This is a genomic window from Anaerolineales bacterium (assembly GCA_019637805.1).
GTDB lineage: Bacteria > Chloroflexota > Anaerolineae > Anaerolineales > UBA11579 > JAMCZK01.
In genome coordinates this window covers 849605-871361 of record JAHBVB010000001.1, presented here as the reverse complement: position 1 = coordinate 871361, position 21757 = coordinate 849605, and the positions used below count along the sequence as shown (strand labels likewise).

Sequence of the window (21757 nt, the reverse complement as noted above, 5' to 3'; positions counted from 1 at the left end):
GTTACAACACCTTGCGCACCAGGGTCAGGTCAGTGGCAAAGCCCTGCTTGTGCCAAAAGTCCAACCCAGCCTGGTTGCCCGCCTGCACCTGCACTTCCACAGAATGCAGTCCAAGTTCACGGAATTTCTGCAAAGCCGTATCGGTCAACTGCGCCCCCAAGCCAGAGCCGCGCAGTGATTCGTCTACATACAAATCGCTGATCTCGCCCACTTGCACAGCACCCAGAAAGGCGGCGCTTTGCTTCACACGCGCCAGCAAAAAGGCGCCAGGCTGCCCCACTGGCCCGGCCACCCATAAGAAGCTAAAGCGGCCCAGGCTGCGCTGAAAGCTGCCCAGCCATTTCTCGGCCGCGTCGACGGGCAGGGGAAAAGCCAAACCCAGGCTGTGGTGGAACTGCTGCAGGCGCAGCCAGGCGGCCGCGGTTGCAGGCAGATCGGCTTCTTCGGCGGAGCGCACCGGCCAATCAGCCATGCAGTGCCTCGCGCACCGGCGCTGGCCAGGCTGCCGGTTCCAGTCCGTATTGGCTCAAAAAGGCATAGGCCAAGCGTTCGAGGCCAAAGGCCACGCAGCCGGTATGGGCAGGCTTGCCATCGGGCAGGGTAATGTTGAGGTGGCGGCCGAAAAAATCTTGATGGTAATTGTACGAACCCACCGCCAGCGAGCTTTCTTTGAACGGCAGGCGGGCGCGGATTTCATATTTGAGTTGAAAGGCGTTTTGGAAGGCGGCCTGCTTGCGGAACTCGCCGACGAAGAAAGGGTCGTTGGCGCTTTCCACCAGGTACGCCAGGCCGATCTGTTCCAGGTAAGCAGCAACTTTCTGGCGGCCGCGCTCACGGTTCTCCAGCACGAAGTCGGCCGGGCCGACAAAGATGATCTCGCGCATGGTGAAGTCCCACAAGCGTTCCAGGGTGTTCAAGTTACTGGACTCGTAGCGGAAGCAGTGCCCCACAGCGGTGGCAGTCAGCTGGCCGCCGGGCAGCGGTTTGTCTGCCAAGGCAAAGTAGTAATGGTAGCAAACCGCCGGGGACAGCAGCGCCTGGATCTTGGAGAAAGCCTCTGGGGGCGCATTGAGACCAGTCTCTTCATAATGCGTGTGCTCGGCAAAGTCATTGATCACATGCAGGTCTTCACGCAGGTGCGTAGCAAAGGTCAACGAGTGAGGAAAGGCGCGGAAATACTTAACCCGATCCAGCTTTTCCGCGGAGATTAACGTCGGAAAACGCTGCGGAGCGGCCTCAAATTCGGCGGCCAGGAGCACAAAATAGCGCTCAAAGACTTCGATCAGGCGCGTGACCAGCGGCCCCAGCGAATAAATGCCAGTGTGCTCGCGGCTCACCTCGCCGCGCGCCAACAATTCAGGCATCGGGTCGGTGGCGTACGGCACTGGGCGGGCCATGTGGTCTTCCAATACCTCTACTTTGGGGGGCAAGGCGCCGCTGGCCATATCCGCCACCACTTGCTGCACCTTGGCCTCGAGCGCAGTCAATGCCTCAGCGCTCAAGCTGCTACGCAGCTGCAGGTGGACGCTGTCGCCGTCAGGCGCGATCTCCGCAGTTTGGATGGCCTCATCCACATAAGCCAACTTGGACTGCACTTGGCCCACCAAGTGCGTTGGAATGGTCACCTGCGGCGCGAAGCGGTGTTCAGCCGCCATTCTGCAACTCTTCTACATGCGCCAGGATCAAAGGCAGGCTGGTCAGCCCACCAATCGTCTCTGCTGTGATTTGCACCCCATAGCGGACTTCCAAAGCCAGCATCAAATCCATATGTGCCATCGAATCCCACTGGGGCAATTCCCCCAGTTGAGCATCTGGGTCGATCTCAGTCAAATCCACACGGAAAGTTTCGGCCAGTAGCGCAAGCAACTCATCCATCAAAGGGGTGTCTGTCATATCAGTGCTCATTTGCAGTCTTATACCAGAAAAGGCTTGTCGTTTATCACGCCGTCGAAGACGGCCTGCACCGCTGCTGAATTTTCCGGCTGTAAAGCCTCTGTTGGGAAATCTTTGAAATGCACCAAGCCCTTGGTGGCGTGCGGATACAGAAAATCGCCAAAGGGCAGCGCCGTGCGATACAGCTGGTAGTACAGCACCCGGCGCGCTTCACTGACCATCTCAGCCGGCTGCGTCAGGCTCTCAGCTGCCAGGAACTGGTTCACTTGGCCCAGGTATTCGTCGGCAGACGCGGGATAGAAAACGGTCTTGTACTGCGTATAGCGCGCCGCCCCAGCACTCAACACCGGCTTGCCCAGAATAGAAGCTTCCAAGCCGATGGAGGAGTTGTAGACCATCACAAAGTGCGAGCGCTGAATGAGCGCATAGGAACTGAGGTACTCAGTGGCATCCACAAAGATCACATTGGGCAATTCAGCCACGCGGTTGGCCTGCACCCACTCAGCCACGCTCTCGCGACTCTTCTTGTTGCTGTTGGGGCGCATTTCATCCGGATGGGCGCGAATGACAAACAATGTGTCTTGATGCTGGCGGATTATGGGCAGCAAGGCATCCAACCAGGCAAACATGTGGGCAAAGCGGGTATTGGCATGCACCTGGCTGGTATCAAAAATGACGTTGGTGAATATGGGCACGATGTGTTTAAACTGGGCGGCCTTGCTTAGAAAAGCGTCGCCCAACTCTTGCATCTGCGGCCAAAACTGCACGCCCGCCATGCTAAAACGTCCCTGGAAACGATTGCCTAAATATTCATCCAACTGAGCGTTTTGGGCAGCATCCAACTGGAAATCGGGGGGAATATCCATAGGGTACGCGGTAGCCTCGCCCTCAGTGAAAAAAGCGGTGAAGGGTCGCAGGCCAACTTCATGGGTGATGGTGCGCAGGCCGCGCCGCCGGGCGGCCAGGGCGGCAGTAGCCTCCGGGAACATGATGCCGTTGAAGAGCACGACTGCCTTAGGCTGCACCGCATCCAGCATCTGCTCAAACTCCTGGGCGACGTTGTAGGCCGAGAGGATGTACTGCCGGAAGAAGATACGCGTCTGCTTGTCATCTTCCAAGTGGTGGCGGCGCAATGCCCAGCGCAGGCTGGGCAACACCAGCTGGCCCAGCGGCCAGTCCTGGTAGCTATACTCCGTCAACTGTGCCAGGTCCATACCTTGAATGTCGGCGCCAATCTCAGCACGCTCCTCAAAGCCAAACCAGCGCGTCTCGGCATCGGCGTATAGGTGGCGGGACAACGCTATGCACTCGTTGCATTCCGGTTCTTCGTTGGGGTCCAGCGCATTGGTGCCCAGCACGCAGCGGCGCATGCCGCTGCTGCAAATGAAATGCACAATGCGCACCCCGGCCAAACGCAGTCCCCAGGCCGACAAGATGGAGAAAGCCGCATTCTGACTGATGAAGCCCATGCGCGCCGAGGAGTTAAAAAACACCACTGCGGGGCCTTGCGGCTCCGCCTTGGTGGCCACGTCCCGGGCAATGCGCCGGGCGCGGTAGGTGCTTAGCAGATTGCGCAGCTTAGAGGAGATGCGTGCCAGCAAAGGTGCTCCCCTCCGAGCGCGTGCTACTGCACGCGGCGCATCTTCTTCAGCGAAGGCAATTCGCTGTCGTAGACGCGCTTCTTTCCGTCTCCCAGAGACTGCTCAGTCACACGGATATATTTGACCAGCTTCTGCAGGCCGCCCGGCTCCACAGAGGCGGCCTGGTCAGTGCCCCACATGGCCCGGTCCAGGGTGATGTGGCGTTCGACCAGACAGGCACCCATGGCCACGGCCACCGCGGAGGTCACCAAGCCAACTTCATGGCCAGAATAGCCCACCGGGCAGGGATATTGTTCTAATAAAGTCTGGATCATGCGCAGGTTGAGCTCTTCCGGTTCGCAGGGGTAGGTGCTGGTGGTGTGGGTCAGCACCAGGTTATCGGTACCCACCACATCCACCGAGGCCTTGATCTGCTCATCGGTGGACATGCCGGTCGAGAGGATGATCGGGCGGCCGGTCTTCTTGAGCTTGCGCAGCATTTCGTGGTCGGTCATGGCCGCAGAGGGCACTTTGTAGCACGGTGTGTCAAAGGCCTCCATGAAGTCGATCGATTCCAAATCCCACACCGAGACAAACCAGTCCATGCCCTTTTGTTTGCAGTGGGCATCAATCTCACGATAAGCTGTCTCGTCAAACTCCACTTTGTAGCGATAGTCCAGATAGGTAATGTAGCCCCAAGGAGTTTCGCGCATCTTGTCGCGCTGGTCGGGAGGCGTGGCCAATTCTGGGGTGCGCTTTTGGAACTTGACTGCGTCGGCGCCAGCCCACTTGGCCAGGTCAATCAGCTGCTTAGCGACGTCAATATCGCCGTTGTGGTTAATGCCAATCTCGCCGATGATATAGGCTGGGTGACCATCACCGACTATGCGCTTACCGAGCTGAATTTCACGCTTCATTTGTTCTCCTTGGGGAGGTTCTCTAGAATTAAATCACAAAGCTCGCGGACTGCGCCCCGGCCGCCGGGGTAAATCAAAACTCTGTCTGCCTGGCGCAATACGGCTGGATGAGAGTCGCCCACTGCCACGGCGCAACCGACCAGAGGGAAGCAGGGCAGGTCGTTGGTGTCATTGCCAATATAAACCGTGTTTTCGGCCGCGATCTGCTTTTCAGCCAATATCTTCTTTAACAAAGTAGCTTTATCTTCAATGCCCTGGTAATACTCAATGCCCAGCTTTTCACAGCGGCGCGCCACCACCGGGTTGGTCTCCATCGACATCACCAGGGTCTGCACCCCAGCTTTGCGCAATTGCAGCAGGCCCAGCCCGTCGCCGCGGTTGGCGGCCACCTGTTCGCGACCGTCCTGGTCCACCCACACGCGGTTGTCAGTCATCACGCCGTCGAAGTCCAGCACCAGCAAGCGTACCTCGGCGGGCAGCGGCCGGCGAGAGGCACCGGGCCAGACCAGGTCCAGTTCGCCTGAGGCGGCCAGCCACTCAGCCCGCTTCCAATCGTTGTGGGTATCAATATCCACTGTGTAGCGGGGATCAATATGCACCGGCCAGATCGACGCTCCGCTCATACTGCCCTGCAGAATCGTCGCCGCCCGAATAGCGTCCACATGTCCGGTCTGCCAGTAGGTCGGTGGCAAGACCTGGCGGGGCGAATTGTAGGGTTCCAGGTTGTGATCCACGGTCAGCAGCGGCTGCATCGCTTCGCTTTCGTTTATCCGCCACATCTTGTAAGGGTTTTGGCCGGAAGGTACTACGCCACGCACGGAATCGGCGGCGGGGTGGTTGAGCAAGATCTCCACGGCTTCATCCACCAGACTGTGCGGCCGCACCGGAGAGGTGGGGCGCAGCTGCACCACGATCTCGGGATGGTAATCTTCGTTCTCGGCCAGCCACCCCAAAGCATGCTGGAAGACTGGCAAATCTTGAGTGCTGTCCTGAGCGAATTCGGCCGGGCGTAAAAACGGTGCTTCGGCCCCGTATTGGCGAGCCAGCTCCGCCATTTCGGCATCGTCGGTGGAAATGATGGTGCGGGTCACTTTCTGGGCTTGCACCCCGGCAGCGACACTATAAGCCAATAAGGGATGCCCCAGAAAGGGGAGTGCATTTTTGCGCGGAATGCTCTTGGAGCCGCCGCGGGCGGGGATGATCGCCAGAACTTCCGGCTTCTTGGCGCTCACCAGGCCGTCCAGCCCCCATCCACAACCAGATTGGCTCCCGTCATGTAGCTGGAGGCATCCGAGGCCAGGAAAAGCAGGCCGCCATTCATCTCATCCGGCTGTGCCATGCGCCCCAGAACCGTGCGGGCAGAGTATTGCTGCACAAAATGCTCGTCATGTCCGTTGAATACGCCACCCGGTGTGAGGGCATTCACGCGAATGTTCTTGTCGCCGTAATACGTAGCCAGGTACTTGGTCAGCCCTAAAATGCCCGCTTTGGTGACGGTGTAATCCACTGGTTTGTATTGGGCAGGCTCACCCGGGCGCTGGTACAGGCGCTGGTCAGGCCCACCCAGGCCATAGGTGGAGCAGATATTGATAATGACGCCGCGACCCTGAGAGAGCATGTGCATTACCGTGGCTTGCGAGCATAGGAACGCGCCGGTCAGATTGACCCTGAGCGCGGCTTCCCAGGTTTCCAGCGCGTAGTCCTCAAAGGCGCTGCTGTGTTTACCCGCTCCAGATTTGTCGAATTTGGGGTCCAGGGCGGCGCTGTTGACCAGGATGTCCAGGCTGCCGAACTGCTCGGCCGCAGCGGCAGCCATCGCTCGCGCAGAATCAGCCTCGCCCACGTTGGTTTGCTGGGCTAAAGCCCGTCCGCCAGCGGCGCGGATGCCCTCGGCCACCGCTTCGGCGGCGTCCAGATCCATGTCCGCCACCAGCACCGCCGCCCCGGCCGAAGCCAGGGTTTGGCAAAACTGGCGGCCAAGCAAGCCCGCGCCGCCGGTTACTACGGCAGCGCGGGCAGTCAGGTCAAAAGAAGGGAGTGCGGACATGGTGGGCAACTGGCTGCCCTGCTGTGCAGCCTACTGGGCTCCGTTGCCGGAGACCGGCAGGGTCAGACCCTGGTCCTCCAGATATTGAATGATCTGGCGGGCATTTTGCTCTGGGGAGTTCTTGACCGTGTCCAGGGTGATCTCGGGATTGCGGGGCTCTTCGTAGGGATCGTCCACCCCGGTAAAACCGGTGATCTCGCCGCGGCGGGCCTTGGCGTACAGGCCTTTCACATCGCGCTGCTCACACACTTCCACAGGGGTATTGACAAATATCTCAATGAAGCGATCTTCTCCGACCATCTTGCGGCACTCGTTGCGCGCCGCCCGGAAGGGGCTGATGGCGGCGGCAATCACGGCGCCGTGCTGGCGCACAAGCTCACCGGCCACAAAACCGATGCGCAGGATATTGGTGTCACGATCTTCCCGACTGAAACCCAGACCCTTGGAGAGATGGGTGCGCACCACATCCCCGTCCAGAACAGTGACCTGGCGGCCACGCTCCATCAACAGCGAGGTGACCAGCTGCGCCACGGTGGACTTGCCGGATCCGCTCAGGCCCGTGAACCACAGGCAGAAACCCTGCTTGTGGCGCGGGGGGTACATTTCCATCAGGATTTCGGAGGTTTCACGACGAGTGAACCATTCCGGCAAATATTCCCCTTTGGCCAGGTAATTATCGCGCACTTGGGTGCCGGAGATGTTGAGGATCTTGGCGCCGGTCGGTTCCTGGCCGGCTTCTACATAGCGTTCTTCATCCGCCAGGTAGACCAACTCCTTGAAGGGCACCATCTCTACACCAATCTCATCCTGGTGTTTAGAGAGCAGCTCCTGGGCGTCATAGGGGCCGTAGAAGGGCTTGCCGTCACCGTCTTTGCCGGGACCGGCGTGGTCACGACCGACGATGAAATGCGTGGCGCCGTAGTTGCGGCGGATGATGGCGTGCCAAAGCGCCTCACGCGGGCCGGCCATGCGCATCGCCAGGGGCAGCAGGCTCAACACGGTCTTGTTCTTATCGTAATAGTTTTCCACCAGGCTGCGGTAGACGCGCACACGCGTGTAATGGTCTACATCGCCGGGCTTGGTCAAGCCGACCACGGGATGGATCACCAAGCTACCATTGACCTGCTCGGCTGCGCGCTTGGTCAGCTCTTCATGGATGCGGTGCATCGGGTTGCGGGTTTGGAAGAAGACTACATTGTGGTTGCCCATCTCTTCCAAGAGGGCGCGCACTTCGGCCGGGGTGCGGCGCAGTTCGACGAAGTCACTGTACATCGGCAGGTCAAAGACCTGCAGCTTGCCGGAGATGCACAGATCGCCCCAACGGATCATTTCCGAGACCAGCGGGTGGCGCGGATCCGTGGAGCCTAATACCTTCTGGGCTTCGACCTGAGGATCCCACTTGAACGTCTCTTCAATGTCCATGACGGCGAAGGCGTTGTTGCGTACATCGCGCAGCACGACCTGGTCGCTCTTCGGCAGTTCATCGCTCTTGATCGTCAGGGTGATTGGCAATGGAAAAAGAGTGCCATCGGCCAGGCGCATCTCTTCCATGACACGTTCGTAATCCGCCTGGCCCATAAAACGGTCCAGAGGGGAAAAAGCGCCTACTGCCAGCAGTTCGAGGTCATGCAGGGAACGCGGGGACAGGCGCACATCCGGCAAACGGCTGGCTTGTTCTCGCAAAGAGTCGCGCTCAGACCCGGTCTTGACCAGGTTCACTAGGGCGCCGCCATAAGGGGTATTTAGTACAGTGGATTTATCTTGGGTTGCCATTTAACTCCATAAATGACCCGGCACAAAACAGCCTGCACATAGTGGCAGGCTGTCAAACACGGGGTTCACGGCAGAAATGATACCACCAAGGCCCCTAAACAGCTATACACGCCTGGTTGGTTATAATCCCTTTCTTATGTTAAAAGCCCCCGTGCTTTCCCCAAAGACCACTCGCCTTTTAGGCGTTCTTGGTCTTATCGGCATCCTATTGGCTTTTGCCTTTTACTGCGCACGGTTTATTGAACGCACCAGCTTTGTCGTAGATGAACAGCGCTATTACGCTCTATTTGACGACGCCATGATCTCGATGCAATACGCACGCAACTTGGCCAATGGAGATGGCCTGGTATGGAACGCCGGCGGCGAGCGCGTGGAGGGCTTTAGCAACCCCGGCTGGGTGCTGTTCATGGCTCTTTTTCACAAGCTGGGCTTGCCGCCCGAGACGGTCAGCCTGCCCATCCAGATTAGCAGCGCCATCTTTCTAGGCCTGAATATTATTGTTGTTTGGCTGGTCGGCCGGCGGCTCTTTACAGGCGAGTTGGCTGCGCTGCTAGCCGCCGGGCTGACGGGGTTCTATTTCCATCTCAACAACTGGGCCCTGCAGGGCATGGAGGTCGGCCTGCTAACGCTGCTGCTAAGCAGCGCGGTCTGGCTGGCGCTGCGCGCGCGGGATGGCGGGCGCTTTTCGTTTTGGCCTTATGCCCTGCTGGCGCTGGGCACCTGGGTACGCGTGGACATGCTGGTGCCCCTGACAGCCCTGTGCATCCTGCAGGCCTGGCAAGATGCACCCCACCGCCGCCAGCATCTGGCCTGGGGCTTGGGGCTGCTGGGTGCCTCGCTGGCCCTGCAAACCGGCTTGCGTTATTGGTATTACGGAGAACTGGTGCCGAACACCTACACGCTCAAGGTTGCCGGTATCTCGCTGGCGGAACGCCTGCGCCGCGGTCTGGATGTCTTTGGCGGTTTCGTTTGGGATTCAGGTTGGTTCTTGACCCTGCTCCCGCTCTTGCTAATGGCCTTCTGGCCGGACAAAGCGACGCTGCTTTTGTTTGCCCTGCTGGCTGGGCAAGTGGCTTACAGCATTTACGTCGGCGGCGACGCCTGGGAACACAAAGGCGGCGCCAACCGCTTCATCGCCCTGGCCATGCCCTTATTCTTTTTGCTTTTCGTGCAAGTGTTGGACAAACTGCGCCGCAGGCTGCTGCAGTTGCGACCAGACAACTGGACTGCCTTGGCCAGCCATGGCGTGATGGCCGCGCTGGTGTTCACCAGTCTATTCAGCTTCAATGTCATCCACGAGAACGACGCCCGCGACAAGTGGCTGACGATCAAACGGCCCATCTTCGTGCCGGGTACGGAACGCTATACGCGGATCGGCCTGCTGATCAACCAAATCACCACGCCAGAGGCACGAATTGCGGTGGCTACGGCAGGCAACATCATCTACTTTGCGGAACGCTACGGGATTGACATGCTGGGCAAGAGCGACAAAGTTATTGCGAGCAGCGCGCCCCACAGTGCAGGCGGCACGCTCAGCAATGTGGAAGACACCTTCCGCCCGGGCCACAACAAATGGGACTACCAGCACTCCATCGTGCAGTTGCAGCCAGACATTGTGGCTCAGATCTGGGGCAGCAGCCGCGAAATGGCGCCCTACTTGGAAGCAGGCGGCTTTGAGCATTTTGAACTGGATGGCTATGTGCTCTACATCCGCACCGACTCACCCAATGTCCTCTGGGATCAGATCAACAGCTTGGCACCTTAATATGCCCGCTCTCAAACGCCTCCCACTCTATCCAATCGCCATGGCCATCCTGCTGGCTGCGTTTTTGCTTTACGGCTGGGCATTCATCCAGCGCACCAGCATCGAAGTGGAGGGGCAGCGCATGCACGCCTTGTTCGACGACGCCATGATCTCGATGCAGTTCGCCAAGAATTTTGCCCGCGGCGATGGTCTGGTGTGGAACGCAGGCGGGGAGCGCATTGAAGGCTTCAGCAATCCCTTGTGGGTGCTAGTGATGAGCTTGGTACACCTCTTCCCCCTGGAGATCACAGAAACCAGTTTCTACATCAAGCTGATCAGCCTGTGCTGCTTGTTCCTCAATCTGTGGATGGTCAAGGGTTTGGCCGAACAATTCTCGTCCAACCGCTTGGTGCCTTTGGCGGCGGTCTTCCTCACCGCGTTCTATTTCCCGCTCAACAATTGGAGCCTGCAGGGTATGGAAGTTGGCCTGCAGGCCCTGCTGTTCAGCGCGGCCCTGTACCTGGCCATACGCGGCCTGCAACACGGTCATTTCCAACCCTGGACTTATTTGCTCTTCGGCCTGGGCGTGCTGCTGCGCATGGATGCCGCCGCGCCGGCCCTAGCCGCCACAGCCGCGCTGGTCTGGATAGACCCAGGACATCGCCGCCAACACCTATTGGGTGGCCTGGGGGCCGTGTTCGGCACGCTGCTGGTTTTGACGCTGTGGCGGCTGGCCTACTACGGCGACCCACTGCCCACCACTTATTACCTCAAACTGGGCACTGGCTCCAGCGTCTTGCGCATCAGCATTGGCCTGCGTCGCCTGTGGGATTTTGTATGGACTTCAAACTGGGCTATCTTTGCCCTGCCGCTCACATTGCCTGCTGTGGACCGACGCAAAACCCTACTGCCGCTATACGCGGCAGTGTTGGCCCAGGTGGGCTACAGCGTCTACGTAGGCGGCGACGCCTGGGAGCATGTGGGCGGAGCCAATCGCTTCATCGCCGCGGTAATGCCAATCTTCTTTGTGCTTTACGCCCACACGCTGGGGCAGCTGGCCGCCGCTCTCCTGGCTACTATCAAAAAACCGCCCGCATGGGCCGGCGCCACAGCCCAGACGGTCCTGGTCCTGTGGGTGGGGATGAGCTTGCTCAGCCTGAACACGTTGAACGTACAGAATGGGTTTGCCCGCTGGACCTTGCGGGACAAGCCCATTTTCACGGAGAGCGTGGAACGCTACGCCAGCATCGGCCTCAAGCTGGGCGAGCTGACCGCGCCGCAGGCCACGATCGCGGTGGTGACCGCCGGCAACCTGCCCTATTTTTCCGAACGCACCAGCATTGACCTGCTGGGCAAAAACGACCCGGTCATCGCCCGCCAGGAAGCACACCTCAATGCCAGTCTATTTGAGCCGGGCAATTACCGCCCAGGTCACAACAAATGGGATTACGCCTACTCGATTGGGGAACTGCAGCCGGATGTGATTGCACAACTATGGGAAGACACGGATGCAGAAGCTGCCCCGTATCTGATGAACTACAAGAAGTATGTAGTGGATGGGATACCTTACTATTTCCGCAGCGACTCGCCCAACATCCACTGGGATCTGCTCAGCCCATAAGTTTCAGTCCAGGTCAATACGGCGGCCTTCAGCCGCCGAACGATGCACCGCCTCGACGATCCGTTGAGCCTGAATGCCATCCTCCAGCGTACAGCGCGGCGTGGTTTCGCCGTGGGTGACGGCAATGAAGTGGCGCATTTCGTCCAGAAACATATCATTGCGATCAAAGTCGGGCGGCGCCAGGAATTCCTGAGCGCCACTTTCGGCGGGCTGCACATATAGCGCTCCGCTGGGCGCGTCCCAATGCAGCAGCCCGCGGCTACAAATCACTTCCAGCCAGTGGGCTGCTGGCTGTTGCAGATAATTCAGATGCACAGAGGCCAGCACGCCGCTGGCAAACTCCAGGCCCACTTCGGCCTGGTCTTCGACTTCGATCTCCAATTGACCGCTGCGGCGGGTGCTGGCCCACAGGGCGCGCACATCACCCAGCAGCCAGCGCAGGTAATCGAAGGGGTGGCTGAGGGTCAGCACCACTCCGCCGCCCAGGTCGCTGCGCGCACTGTAACCCTGGCGGTAATCTTCCCAAGGGTGCCAGTTGGGCAGATATTCACCCCAGTGCGCCCGGGCGGCCAGTGGCTGACCCAGCTCGCCAGAAGTGAGGAATTTGGCGGCCTGCTGCAAACCCGGATGGAAACGGTATTGGAAACCGACCAGTGCCTGCCCGCCGCCGCGGGCCAGAGCCGCCTGCAGCTCCGCCACACGTGCCAACGAATGTGAAATGGGTTTTTCCATCAACAGGTGGCAGCCGGCGGCAGCGGCCGGAATGGCCACGTCCAGGTGCAGGGCAGTGGGGTTGGCCACAATGACCGCATCCGGCTTATGGGCCAGGGCCGCCTGCAGGTCCGTCTCCACGATAAAACCATCCAACTCTTCATCGGGTAATGAGCTGCTGCGCGTGCGATAGAAAAGCACATCCCTTTCGCCCAGCGTGCGCAGGTTGCGGAAGTGGCGGCGCCCGATCGAGCCGAAGCCGGCGATGAGGAATTTCACGCTACCAATCCCCGCCTTGCTCATAGCCCCAAGTTTGCAGCACAGCGCCGGCGGCTTCCTTGAACAATTGTTTGTCCCTCTCAGTGAACAACTGTTTCCAAGAACCGCGCTTGCCCTTTTCCAACAAAGCCGCCAAGTCTGGCGCCTTTTGGCTCTGCCAGTCCGCATCCGGGTTCTCGCCCATCTCGGCCTGCACACGGGCTTCCATGGTGTCCGGGTTCACACCTAGGAAACTCCACAATTTGGAGAGCATTTCGTAGGGTCGCGCCAATAAATCCTCATAGCGCAGCGAAAAATAGCGCGCTCCATACAACTGGTGTCCTAATTTATCGGTTTCACTGACGTTTTCGGCCCAGCTCTTGGCCATGTTCTTAACCGCCTGGGGCGTGAACACGGAACGCTCGCCGGCAAAGAACGGCTCCGGGTTTTTGGCAAACTCATCACGCAGTTTCAGATCCGCTTTATTGAGGAATTGGACGCCGTCGATAAAGTTTTGGAAGCGATGCGAGATCAGTGTGTCGCGCCCGTCTCGTACGATGTTGATCAGGCTGCCGTCCGGGTACAGGCGGTGCATCTCGCTGACGGCTTTGCCGCCCAGCAGCACATTGGGGCTCTTGTCGCCCACCACCCGCTTGCCCTCGCGCAAGGCGTCGCGTTCGAGGATGTAGTCGCTCATCGCCCGCAGGGCGACCGGCGACATATCCCGGCCGCGGTTCCAGCGGTTGCTGCGTCGTGCCAACCAGTCTTCGTATTTCTTGTCGGCCAGGATGCCACTGAGCAGCGGCGGGCGGGTGAAGAAATGCGCCTGCCAGTTGCAGTGCACGTCCGGGTGCACGCGTACCAGGCGGGCCAGCAAGGTAGTGCCGGAGCGCGCGTGCCCAAAAATGAAGAACTTGGGCATTGGAAAGAACTGGCGAATTTCGGCCAGGTCCTCAGAGTGGATGGGAGGGACTTCGCGCAGCGTCCCGGATTCACTTTTGCCGGTGAGCAGCACGCGCAGGGCGCGTTGAATGCGATTACTCATCTTGTTTTCCTATACGAGAAAGCAAATAGTCTGCGGTGCGCTGCCCGGCGCTGCCGTCGGTGAAAGTGCACTCGCGCTGCACAAACGCAGCACGGGCTGCCTGGTCTGCCTGCGGGTTCTGCAAGTAATGGTTGATCGCCGCCGCCAGCTCCGCGGCGATATAAGCCACGCGCCCCGCGCCCGACTGGCGAAAGCGGGAGTGCGTGGGCCAGTCACCAATGCGCGAAAGCGGCAAGGTGAACTTGCCCGGCCAACCCAGCGGTGAGTCAATGCAAGCGCTGACCACCGGGCTGCCTTGCACCGAAGCTTCCACCACCATGGTGGAATAGACGGTCACGAATACATCGGAATACGCCATCATCGAGGCTTTTTCGGGCATGTCTTCTCCCGAATAATAGCCTAAAGAACCACCCAGGGGCACCGGTTCGACCAGGTGCACATGCGGGAAGCGCTGCGCCAGGGCGCGGATTTGCTCGCGTTCGGCAGCGAAGCGCTCCACATCCATGAAGTGATTGGGGTGCAGGCGGATCAAGAGCTGGCTGGGCTCAGCCAGCTGCTGGCCGGAAACCAGCTCAGCCAGTGCTTCAATGTTCTGGATATTGGGCGAGAAGGTGATGAAGCTGCTGGCATAAGAAATCAACTTGCGCTGCGGGTCCAGCCCATGCTGCGCAAAATACTGTTGGCGCGGCAAGCGCCACTCATCACGAAAATAGCCGTCGTAGGAAGGAATGCCGCCGACGTGGACGCGCTTGGCGTCCCAATCAGAGCCCTGGGTCAATTCCTCTTTTTGCAGCTCAGACCAACAGCTGATCCAGTCCACGGGGGCACCGGGCAGGCTGTAGCTGCTGCTGTTGTCCCAGCCCACGATCACCGCCGCAGTCGGCACGCCGCGGGCAGCCGCCTCGCGCAATAGATAGCGGTCATGCCGCCAACCCGGCGTGCTGGCCACGACCAGTTCCGGCTGATACTTGGCGAACAGGTCGGCATACAGATTGGGAGTGAAGCGCCGCTGGGCACGCACCAACAATTGGCGCGCCCAGCGCAAATTGCGCAGGGCAGCCACCACGATTTGCATCAACGGGAACAACCTTTTGCGCCGCGGATTGGCCTCAGCTTCCACCTGCTGGATGTAACTTTCCACCGCCTCCAGATTGATGCGCCGTGAGGCGCCAGCGCGGCGCAAAAAGTCCAGCCACCACTGCCAGAACGGCGAGACAGTTTTGAAGTAGTTTTCGGCCTGCGACAGGCGCAGTCCTTCCACCACCAGGCCGGGTCGCCCGAAACGCTGCTGGATCTGCTCGATCAGGCCGTCGTCGCTGAGCAGGACCACTTCCACACCGGCAACGATCAGACGATCGACCAGATCGCTTTGCAGGAAATAGACAATCGCCAGACCATGGTCGGCACTGATGAAAACGCGGCGCTTGCCCATCTTAGCTGCGGTGGAGCTTGTCAAAGCTCCAACCATGGATCCTTTGCAATAGTCTGCGCACCAGGCCGGAACGCCAAAAACTCGATAAAGTGGCAGGTTTTTCGGCGCGGTCCGCCAGGCCGGCAGGTGCTTCCAACAAATCCTGGGGGCGCGGCAGTGTGTTGCCCATGTGCTGCACGTGCCAACCGACCGTACACAGGCGCAGGTAGCCCGCCTGGTTCATGGCCTCGTCCAGGAAGCGCACGCGTCCCATCGGCCGCTGTGCGGGGATGGGTAACACCGCCTGCAAGGCCGCCTTGGGCGCGGTGAACTGGAAGTGCGCCGCGCCCAGATAATATGATCGCCCTTTTGCGCTGAGGCGGACGGCTTTGTTTTGGGCATAGAACTCGCCGGCCTGCGCCTCGCTATCGCCCAGGCTGCGGGCATGCCGCCAAAAGTCTTCCCAGGGCAGCAGCTCGCCGCGTTCCAGCTTCACCCCGGACTGTTGTTTGGCCCAGGCCAGCGTGGTGGTGGAGTACTTCTCTGGGATGAGCATCGGCATGGCGGTGACCATACCCAGCTTGGGAAAGGCTCGCAGAGTTTCCACGCTGGCCTGCAGCCAACCCGGATAGAAATACACATCGCTGTCGGCATAAGCCACGATCTCGCCCGGCGCGGCCGCCAAAGCCGCATTCCAGGCGGCTGGCTTGCCCAGGTTGCGCTCAGACAGCCACAAATGCTGGATGCGTTGGGCGGCCTGTTCGGCCAGCAAATATTCGCGCACTTCAGCACAGCTGCCATTATCAAAAACGAGTAGATCGTATTCGCCTTGCGGGGTATTGGCGCGCAGGCTGCCCAGACACAGCTTGAGCACATCCAAGCTTTCCGCGTAATACCCGCTCAGAAAGGGGATATAGGCAATGACGACCACCGTCACTGGAGCGGGCGGGGCGATCTCTTCGATAGACTTGACCGGATTCTGTCCGACGCGCATTTTAGGCCAATCCCATTCTGTTCAATTTGCGCCGCAGACGGCGCAGCCAGGTCAGCAGCCGCCAGCGCAGCCCGCGGCCTTCCATCTCGTCGGTCTGCAAGCCGCGTTCCAGCCAGCGGAAGGCGCGCGCCAGGCTCCAGGGACTGCGCTCCACGCGCCCGTCCACCAGACGGTGGCGCAGGTCCAGCAGCGTATACATAGTACGCATGCCGCCAGCCAGCTCGGCATTCTCATAGGTCTCCGGGTGGCGCTGGTGATCCTTGCCGCCATCCAGGTGCGCATAATCGTGGTTTTGGTGCACCACAGTTAAATCAGGGGTGGCGTCTATATCCAACCACGGCTGGCGCACGGCCTGGTAGATCATCCAATTGTCCCAGCCCGCCCGGCCAATCGCAAAGTCAGGAATATCCACATACAACTGGCGCGGGAACAAGAAATAGTCGCTGCCTCCCAACGGGTGCAGGCGACCGCGAGCCTGTACATCGGCACGCAAACGCTGTGACCAGCCTGGGCCAAAGTCCAAGGGCTCACGCACATCCAGGTCATAACGCTGGCCCATCAGCACAAAGTCAGCATGGTGTTCGTGCAATTTGAGGGCTAGGGCCAACGTCTCGGGAAAAAAGAGGATGTCGCTGTTGCTGAATAACAGCAGCTCTGCTTGCGAGGCTTGGCGCGCCGCCTGGAAGATGGCGCTGACCAAGGGGGTTCCATGCGCATTGCGGGCCACCTGCGGGATGTGGTTGGCGCCAAGCTCTTTGGCGGCGGCGGCCAAGCCGGGCTCATCGCCGATCAGCAAGACTTCCACCTCTGGCCCCATCTGCAGCCAGGAGCGGATGGCGTTGCGCTGGATGATGTTGATGTGCTCGTCGCTGAATGGCTTGGGCGTGGAGAAGATCGTCAGCTTCTTCATTGGCGTGGGTCTACATCATATTGGCTTTTGTGCGGCACGGCGGCGTTGATTTGGGCCAAGTGCGGCTGCTGCTCGAACAAGCGGATCACGTCCAACCAGGAAAAAGCATCATCCGCAAAGTGCGTCGCCACCTCGCGCAGCAGCTGCAGGTCCTCAGGCGTATCCAGCGTCCAACGGTACTGGCCATAGCTGGGGTGATGCTCCATATGCAGAATATTGAAGCGCTGCGGATTCTCGTACAAGAACGGCATGACATGCTCGCGCTGGTGCGGCGCTTTGGCTTCGCGCCAGGCCGCATCCAGGGCGGCACGGGTGCAGTACTCGGCGTCCAGGCCGATCGGGATGCTGCGCGGCTGGCCGGGCAGGCGATTGGCGGCGAAGTCCAGCCCGGGTTGGGCCGCCAGAAAGACTCCCAGGTTGTCGTCCAGTATGCTGGGATCGATCAACGGGCAATCGCCGGTCAGACGCACGACGATCTCGGCCCGGCTTTCTTCGGCGGCCTGGTGGAAGCGATCCAGCACGTCGTGCAGGCTGCCGCGTGTACAGGGCAGCCCGGCCGCCTGGCAAAATTCAGCGATGGCGTCGTCTTGCTCATCAGTGGAGGTGGCCACCACCACCTGGTCTATGCACTGGGCGCGCGCCGCCCGGCGGGTGACCCAGGCCAAGGCCGGCTGGCCGCCCAGGTCAGCCAGCACCTTGCCCGGCAGCCGGCTGGAGCCCATGCGGGCCTGTACGATCGCCACGACGCGCGCGGCCATCAGCGCGGCCCCTGCATTGCAAGGCGATAGGCCTCAAACAAGCCTTGCTGATTGTGCGCCCAGTCGGCGCGCTGCTCCGCAGTGCGCCGTGCTGCAGCAGCCATGCCGGCCAGCTCTTTGGCCGCGGCGGCCCGCAGGATGCGCTCAGCCAACACCTCGGGCTTGCCGGCCGGGAAGAGCCAGCCTTGCTCGCCGGGCTGTACCCATTCGCGGTTGCCCGGGATGTCGGAAACCAGCGCGGGCAGACCGCTGGCCAGCGCTTCCATCAGCGAAACCGAGGAACCGTCGCTGAGCGAAGCGCTCAAATACAAGTCAGCCGCCCGGTAATACTCGGGCAGTTCAGTTTGGCTCAGGCGTCCGGGCAGGCGCACGCGCTCCTGCAGGCCGGCCCGCGCAAAAATGGCGTGCAGCCGCCCTTCCAGGCGGCCGCTGCCCGGCATCAGCAGGCGCAGGCGCGGCTGCTGGCGGGCAGCCAGCACAAAGGCGCGCGCCACCGTTAGGGGGTCGTAGACGGCTTCCCAACTGCGCAAGTGCAGCAGCACAAAGTTGTCCCTCCAGCCCAGGCGGGCGCGCAGGCCGCCGTCGCTGTTGTGCGGGTTGAAGGCTTGCAGATCAATGCCCCAGGGAAAGGTGACGATCTTATCAGCAGGCATGCCGTAGTTTTCCGCCGCTTGGCGCACTACGGCGCAATCACCGATCAGCGCATTGGCCGCCCGCAAACTTTTGCGCACGCGCAGGCGTTTCAAGCCGTTGCGCCGGGCGGTCCACAAAATATCAGATCCCCAGGACATGGCCACCAACGGGTGAAAGCGGCTGCGCGCCGCCAGGTAGGCGCAGTCATCCAGCGGGCCGGCGTGCAGCAGGTCAGGCTGGGCCTCGTCCAGCGCGGCCGGCAGGCTGCCGCGCCAGGCCAGGGCTTGCACTCCGGCAGGCAGGGCGCGCGGCTCGCTGCCGCCCTCGCCGGGCAGTCGCAAAAAAACCGCCTGGCCGCCGCCTTGTTGGATGGCGGCCAGGAAACGGTGGTCATGCGGCGTGTAGCTGCGGCTGAAGTACAAGACCTTCATGGCAGAGAGCTAGGCCAGATCCTCCGGGCGGATATCTTTGCCGTAAGGCAGGTCGGCGGCGGCTTTCCTGCCCAGCACCTGGGGGATGTCCCAGGCCATCAGTGCGCCGGGAGTGGCCGGGCGCAGCACCTCGAGCATATCTTCGCTGAAGACTTCGCCCGCCTTGATCTGGCGCGCCGCCCGCAGGCAGTGGCGCTGCACGATGTAGGTTTCCTTCTCGTTCTCGGCCACAAACTTTTCGGCCGAGCCGAGGGCGCGCTCCAAAATGCGCACTTCGGCGACCATGTGGGCCCAATTCTGCGGGTTGAGCGCAAATTTGTGATCGGGGCCGTCGCGCTCGTTGCTGTCGGTAAAGTGGCGCTCGATCACGCGGGCACCCAGCGCCACGGCGCCCACCACGGGGGCGGCGCTCTGGGTATGGTCGGAGAGGCCCAGGATCACATTCGGCCAGCGTTCGGCATAGGTCTTGAGCACGTTGAGGTGCAAGTGGTCGTAGTTGCCCTCCGCAGCGGTGTAATTGGTGTTGCACTGCATCAGCACCACCTGCCGGTTGACCGCCAGCAGCATCTCCATGGTGCGTTCCACATCAGCCATATCGGAATCGCCGGTGGCGATCATGACTGGCTTGCCGAACTCGGCCATGCGCAGGATGGCCTGCGGCCAGGAGATCAGGCTGGAGCCGGCTTTGTAAGCCGGCACATAGGGGTCGAGCATCTCAATCGCATCGTAGTCATACGGAGAGGAAAAATAATGGATATCAAATTCCTCACAGGCTTCCTTCAGCGTCGGCGTCCACTCGAAAGGGATCGAGGCCTCGGCGTAGACCTCGACCACGCTCTTGGTCCAGGCCGCCTGGTGGCCGATCTGGCCATCCAGCGAGCGAAAGCCATAATCGGAGACGATCTTGGGAGCCTGGAAGTTCTGGAACTTGGCCGCATCGGCCCCGGCTTCTTTGGCCAGGCGGATCAGCTCAACGGCGCGCTGCAGGCTGCCATCATGGTTGGCAGCAATGTCGGCGATGAAATAGGTGGGGTGCTGCAGGCCGATCTTGCGGCCCTGAATGGTGATCTCCATGACGGTCATCCTTCCTGCGGCTGGGATTCGGCCATGGCCCGCAGGCGCAGGCGGTGGCCGTTCTCTAGCTGGGCGTGTAAACCTTCAATGCCCCGGGCAATGCTGGGCGGGCGGCGGCCCAGTGCTCCCACCAGCCGGCTGGTGTTCAGGCTCAGGTCGGGGGAGCGTTTAGCGGCCGGATTGTGCGCCGTGCTCTCGGCAGGCTCGATCGAGCTGGGATCCAAACCAAACCGTTCGGCAAGCGCCAGGCCGAATTCATACTTGGTGATCGAATCGGCGCTGGCCACGTGATAAATGCCATTCAGGTCTTTATCCAACATCTCCAGCAAGAGTTCGGCTAGGTCGGTGACCAGCAGCGGACAAAAGCGCCGGTCGGTGTGGCCCTGCACAGATTGCCCAGCGGAGAGGTTGTTATAAAAGAACTCGGCCAGGCTTTGCTGGCCATTCACACTCCAGCCAAAAAATACTGTGCGGGCCAAGATCGCTCCCGGGTGGGCAGACTTGACCGCCAATTCAGCCATGCGTTTGCTCTGTGCATAAACGCTGAGCGGCTTGGGGCCGTCCGTCTCGCGGTAGTTGCCCTTGCTGCCGTCAAAGACGGCATCAGTGGAGATGTGCACCAGGCGCAGGCCGCGGGCGGCCGCTTCAGCCGCCAGGCGGCCGGGCATCTCGGTGTTCAGCCGCCGGGCCAGCTGCGGCTGCTGCTCGGCCTGGTTCAGGTTGGCCAGGGCGGCGCAATTCACCACCCAGTCCGGCTGCACGGCGTCCAGCAGGGGGCCCAAGCCATCTAGATCCAACAGGTCTGCCTGCACGGTTTCAAAGCCAGGGTTGTGCAGCCCTTGGCGGTGTACCACGCCCACCACTTCATAACGCGGCGCAGCGGCCAGGGCCAGGTTGCTGCCCAGCAGGCCGCTGACGCCGGTCACCAGGATGCGGGTCATCCCAGTTTGCCCGCCTGCCATTCAGCCGCGATGGGGGCCACAATATCCTGGATCTCGCTCACATTCAGGACCTGGTCGTTCTCATTGCTGGCGTAGTGGAAGCCATCCGGCAGCGGCTTGCCTTTGCCATCCCAGGAACGCACAAACCAGGGCCCTTGGGCGGGCTGCAGTACGTACATATCGTCCAATTCCACCGCGGTGCGCGCTTCGTCCTCGGAAATCAGCACTTCATGCAGTTTCTCGCCGGGACGAATGCCGATCACATCCAGCTCAGCCTCAGGGGCCATGGCGCGCGCCAGGTCGGTAATGGTCGTGCTGGGAAGTTTAGGCACAAAGACCTCACCGCCCTGCATCAATTCGATCGACTTCAACACAAAGCGCACGCCCTGCTCCAACGAGAGCCAGAAGCGCGTCATACGCTCGTCGGTGATGCTCAGTTTGCCGGCAGCGCGCTGCTTTAAAAAGAGTGGCACTACCGAACCGCGGCTGCCGACCACATTGCCGTAGCGCACGCAGCTGAAACGCGTCGGGCGCTCGCCGGAATAGGCGTTGCTCTGCACGGTCAGCTTCTCGGCAGCCAGCTTGGTGGCCCCGTACAAGTTGACCGGGCTGACCGCTTTGTCGGTACTCAGCGCCAGCACCTTGTGCACGCCGGTGGCCAGGGCGGCCTCGACTACGTTGGCGGTGCCCAGAATATTGGTCTTGATCGCTTCCATTGGGTTGTACTCGCAGGCCGGCACCTGCTTCAGCGCCGCGGCGTGAATGACAATGGTGACGCCGTCCATGGCGCGGGTCAGGCGGTCCTGGTCGCGCACATCGCCAATGAAATAGCGCAAGTTGGGCTGGTCAAAGCCAGCCATGCGCATTTCATGCTGCTTCAGCTCATCCCGGCTAAAAACGATCACCTTGGCCGGTTTGTATTCATCCAACAACAGGCGGATGCAGGCCTTGCCAAATGAGCCCGTCCCGCCGGTAACCAGTACGACTTGTTTTGTCCAATCCATCACTAACTCCAC

General features: G+C 60.7%; 20 protein-coding genes. 2 read left to right on the top strand and 18 right to left on the bottom strand.

Annotated elements, in window-relative coordinates:
- Position 1 precedes the first annotated feature (1 nt).
- From KF885_04250 to KF885_04215, 8 genes are read right to left on the bottom strand one after another with little or no spacing between them, the layout of a single operon-like run.
- A complete protein-coding gene (locus KF885_04250) occupies positions 2-472 on the bottom strand; it encodes a GNAT family N-acetyltransferase (protein MBX3048363.1) in 471 nt (156 codons plus the stop codon).
- On the bottom strand, positions 465-1655 hold the full coding sequence (locus KF885_04245; protein ID MBX3048362.1) for a hypothetical protein: 1191 nt from the start codon (positions 1653-1655) through the stop codon (positions 465-467). Before KF885_04245 ends, KF885_04250 begins: the two co-directional genes overlap by 8 nt.
- Positions 1645-1893 carry an acyl carrier protein gene (locus KF885_04240; protein ID MBX3048361.1) on the bottom strand — a complete coding sequence of 83 codons (249 nt, stop codon included), beginning with the start codon at positions 1891-1893 and terminating at the stop codon, positions 1645-1647. Before KF885_04240 ends, KF885_04245 begins: the two co-directional genes overlap by 11 nt.
- Positions 1894-1913: 20 nt before the next feature.
- On the bottom strand, positions 1914-3494 hold the full coding sequence (locus tag KF885_04235) for a hypothetical protein (GenBank protein MBX3048360.1): 1581 nt from the start codon (positions 3492-3494) through the stop codon (positions 1914-1916).
- A gap of 23 nt (positions 3495-3517) precedes the next feature.
- Positions 3518-4390, bottom strand: a complete 873-nt coding sequence (locus KF885_04230; GenBank protein MBX3048359.1) for an N-acetylneuraminate synthase family protein — start codon at positions 4388-4390, stop codon at positions 3518-3520.
- Complete coding sequence (locus KF885_04225) at positions 4387-5622, bottom strand: acylneuraminate cytidylyltransferase (protein MBX3048358.1); 1236 nt, start codon at positions 5620-5622, stop codon at positions 4387-4389. Before KF885_04225 ends, KF885_04230 begins: the two co-directional genes overlap by 4 nt.
- Entirely contained in the window at positions 5619-6437 is an 819-nt protein-coding gene (locus tag KF885_04220; GenBank protein ID MBX3048357.1) for an SDR family oxidoreductase, read from the bottom strand. The genes KF885_04225 and KF885_04220 overlap by 4 nt, the downstream gene beginning before the upstream one ends.
- Before the next feature lie 30 nt (positions 6438-6467).
- Complete coding sequence (locus tag KF885_04215) at positions 6468-8210, bottom strand: bifunctional sulfate adenylyltransferase/adenylylsulfate kinase (protein ID MBX3048356.1); 1743 nt, start codon at positions 8208-8210, stop codon at positions 6468-6470.
- 136 nt (positions 8211-8346) lie between these two features.
- Between KF885_04215 and KF885_04210 the strand changes: the two genes are divergently transcribed.
- Both KF885_04210 and KF885_04205 read left to right on the top strand, forming a co-directional pair.
- A complete protein-coding gene (locus KF885_04210) occupies positions 8347-9975 on the top strand; it encodes a glycosyltransferase family 39 protein (protein ID MBX3048355.1) in 1629 nt (542 codons plus the stop codon).
- 1 nt (position 9976) lies between these two features.
- Complete coding sequence (locus tag KF885_04205; protein ID MBX3048354.1) at positions 9977-11575, top strand: hypothetical protein; 1599 nt, start codon at positions 9977-9979, stop codon at positions 11573-11575.
- 3 nt (positions 11576-11578) lie between these two features.
- Here the strand turns inward: KF885_04205 and KF885_04200 are convergent, their stop codons facing one another.
- The 10 genes from KF885_04200 to pseB are packed head-to-tail and all read right to left on the bottom strand — an operon-like array spanning position 11579 to position 21745.
- On the bottom strand, positions 11579-12565 hold the full coding sequence (locus KF885_04200) for a Gfo/Idh/MocA family oxidoreductase (GenBank protein MBX3048353.1): 987 nt from the start codon (positions 12563-12565) through the stop codon (positions 11579-11581).
- Position 12566: 1 nt separating this feature from the next.
- On the bottom strand, positions 12567-13589 hold the full coding sequence (locus KF885_04195) for a sulfotransferase (GenBank protein MBX3048352.1): 1023 nt from the start codon (positions 13587-13589) through the stop codon (positions 12567-12569).
- A complete protein-coding gene (locus KF885_04190; GenBank protein MBX3048351.1) occupies positions 13582-15045 on the bottom strand; it encodes a hypothetical protein in 1464 nt (487 codons plus the stop codon). Before KF885_04190 ends, KF885_04195 begins: the two co-directional genes overlap by 8 nt.
- On the bottom strand, positions 15023-15994 hold the full coding sequence (locus KF885_04185; protein MBX3048350.1) for a glycosyltransferase family 2 protein: 972 nt from the start codon (positions 15992-15994) through the stop codon (positions 15023-15025). The genes KF885_04190 and KF885_04185 overlap by 23 nt, the downstream gene beginning before the upstream one ends.
- Position 15995: 1 nt before the next feature.
- Positions 15996-16904 carry a hypothetical protein gene (locus tag KF885_04180; protein MBX3048349.1) on the bottom strand — a complete coding sequence of 303 codons (909 nt, stop codon included), beginning with the start codon at positions 16902-16904 and terminating at the stop codon, positions 15996-15998.
- Positions 16901-17662: a glycosyltransferase family protein gene (locus KF885_04175; protein MBX3048348.1), complete on the bottom strand. Its 762-nt coding sequence runs from the start codon at positions 17660-17662 to the stop codon at positions 16901-16903. Before KF885_04175 ends, KF885_04180 begins: the two co-directional genes overlap by 4 nt.
- Positions 17662-18726: a glycosyltransferase gene (locus tag KF885_04170; GenBank protein MBX3048347.1), complete on the bottom strand. Its 1065-nt coding sequence runs from the start codon at positions 18724-18726 to the stop codon at positions 17662-17664. Before KF885_04170 ends, KF885_04175 begins: the two co-directional genes overlap by 1 nt.
- A gap of 9 nt (positions 18727-18735) precedes the next feature.
- Entirely contained in the window at positions 18736-19800 is a 1065-nt protein-coding gene (locus KF885_04165) for an N-acetylneuraminate synthase family protein (protein ID MBX3048346.1), read from the bottom strand.
- 5 nt (positions 19801-19805) lie between these two features.
- Positions 19806-20741: an SDR family oxidoreductase gene (locus KF885_04160; GenBank protein ID MBX3048345.1), complete on the bottom strand. Its 936-nt coding sequence runs from the start codon at positions 20739-20741 to the stop codon at positions 19806-19808.
- Entirely contained in the window at positions 20738-21745 is a 1008-nt protein-coding gene (gene pseB / locus KF885_04155; protein MBX3048344.1) for a UDP-N-acetylglucosamine 4,6-dehydratase (inverting), read from the bottom strand. The genes KF885_04160 and pseB overlap by 4 nt, the downstream gene beginning before the upstream one ends.
- Positions 21746-21757: the final 12 nt, after the last annotated feature.

Excerpts from the sequence above, each read along its gene's own strand:
- KF885_04250 (MBX3048363.1), bottom strand. The coding sequence starts at position 472 with ATGGCTGATTGGCCGGTGCGCTCCGCCGAAGAAGCCGATCTGCCTGCA.
- KF885_04245 (MBX3048362.1), bottom strand. The coding sequence starts at position 1,655 with ATGGCGGCTGAACACCGCTTCGCGCCGCAGGTGACCATTCCAACGCAC.
- KF885_04240 (MBX3048361.1), bottom strand. The coding sequence starts at position 1,893 with ATGACAGACACCCCTTTGATGGATGAGTTGCTTGCGCTACTGGCCGAA.
- KF885_04230 (MBX3048359.1), bottom strand. The coding sequence starts at position 4,390 with ATGAAGCGTGAAATTCAGCTCGGTAAGCGCATAGTCGGTGATGGTCAC.
- KF885_04220 (MBX3048357.1), bottom strand. The coding sequence starts at position 6,437 with ATGTCCGCACTCCCTTCTTTTGACCTGACTGCCCGCGCTGCCGTAGTA.
- KF885_04215 (MBX3048356.1), bottom strand. The coding sequence starts at position 8,210 with ATGGCAACCCAAGATAAATCCACTGTACTAAATACCCCTTATGGCGGC.
- KF885_04210 (MBX3048355.1), top strand. The coding sequence starts at position 8,347 with ATGTTAAAAGCCCCCGTGCTTTCCCCAAAGACCACTCGCCTTTTAGGC.
- KF885_04205 (MBX3048354.1), top strand. The coding sequence starts at position 9,977 with ATGCCCGCTCTCAAACGCCTCCCACTCTATCCAATCGCCATGGCCATC.
- KF885_04195 (MBX3048352.1), bottom strand. The coding sequence starts at position 13,589 with ATGAGTAATCGCATTCAACGCGCCCTGCGCGTGCTGCTCACCGGCAAA.
- KF885_04185 (MBX3048350.1), bottom strand. The coding sequence starts at position 15,994 with ATGCGCGTCGGACAGAATCCGGTCAAGTCTATCGAAGAGATCGCCCCG.
- KF885_04180 (MBX3048349.1), bottom strand. The coding sequence starts at position 16,904 with ATGAAGAAGCTGACGATCTTCTCCACGCCCAAGCCATTCAGCGACGAG.
- KF885_04175 (MBX3048348.1), bottom strand. The coding sequence starts at position 17,662 with ATGGCCGCGCGCGTCGTGGCGATCGTACAGGCCCGCATGGGCTCCAGC.
- KF885_04170 (MBX3048347.1), bottom strand. The coding sequence starts at position 18,726 with ATGAAGGTCTTGTACTTCAGCCGCAGCTACACGCCGCATGACCACCGT.
- KF885_04165 (MBX3048346.1), bottom strand. The coding sequence starts at position 19,800 with ATGGAGATCACCATTCAGGGCCGCAAGATCGGCCTGCAGCACCCCACC.
- KF885_04160 (MBX3048345.1), bottom strand. The coding sequence starts at position 20,741 with ATGACCCGCATCCTGGTGACCGGCGTCAGCGGCCTGCTGGGCAGCAAC.
- pseB (MBX3048344.1), bottom strand. The coding sequence starts at position 21,745 with ATGGATTGGACAAAACAAGTCGTACTGGTTACCGGCGGGACGGGCTCA.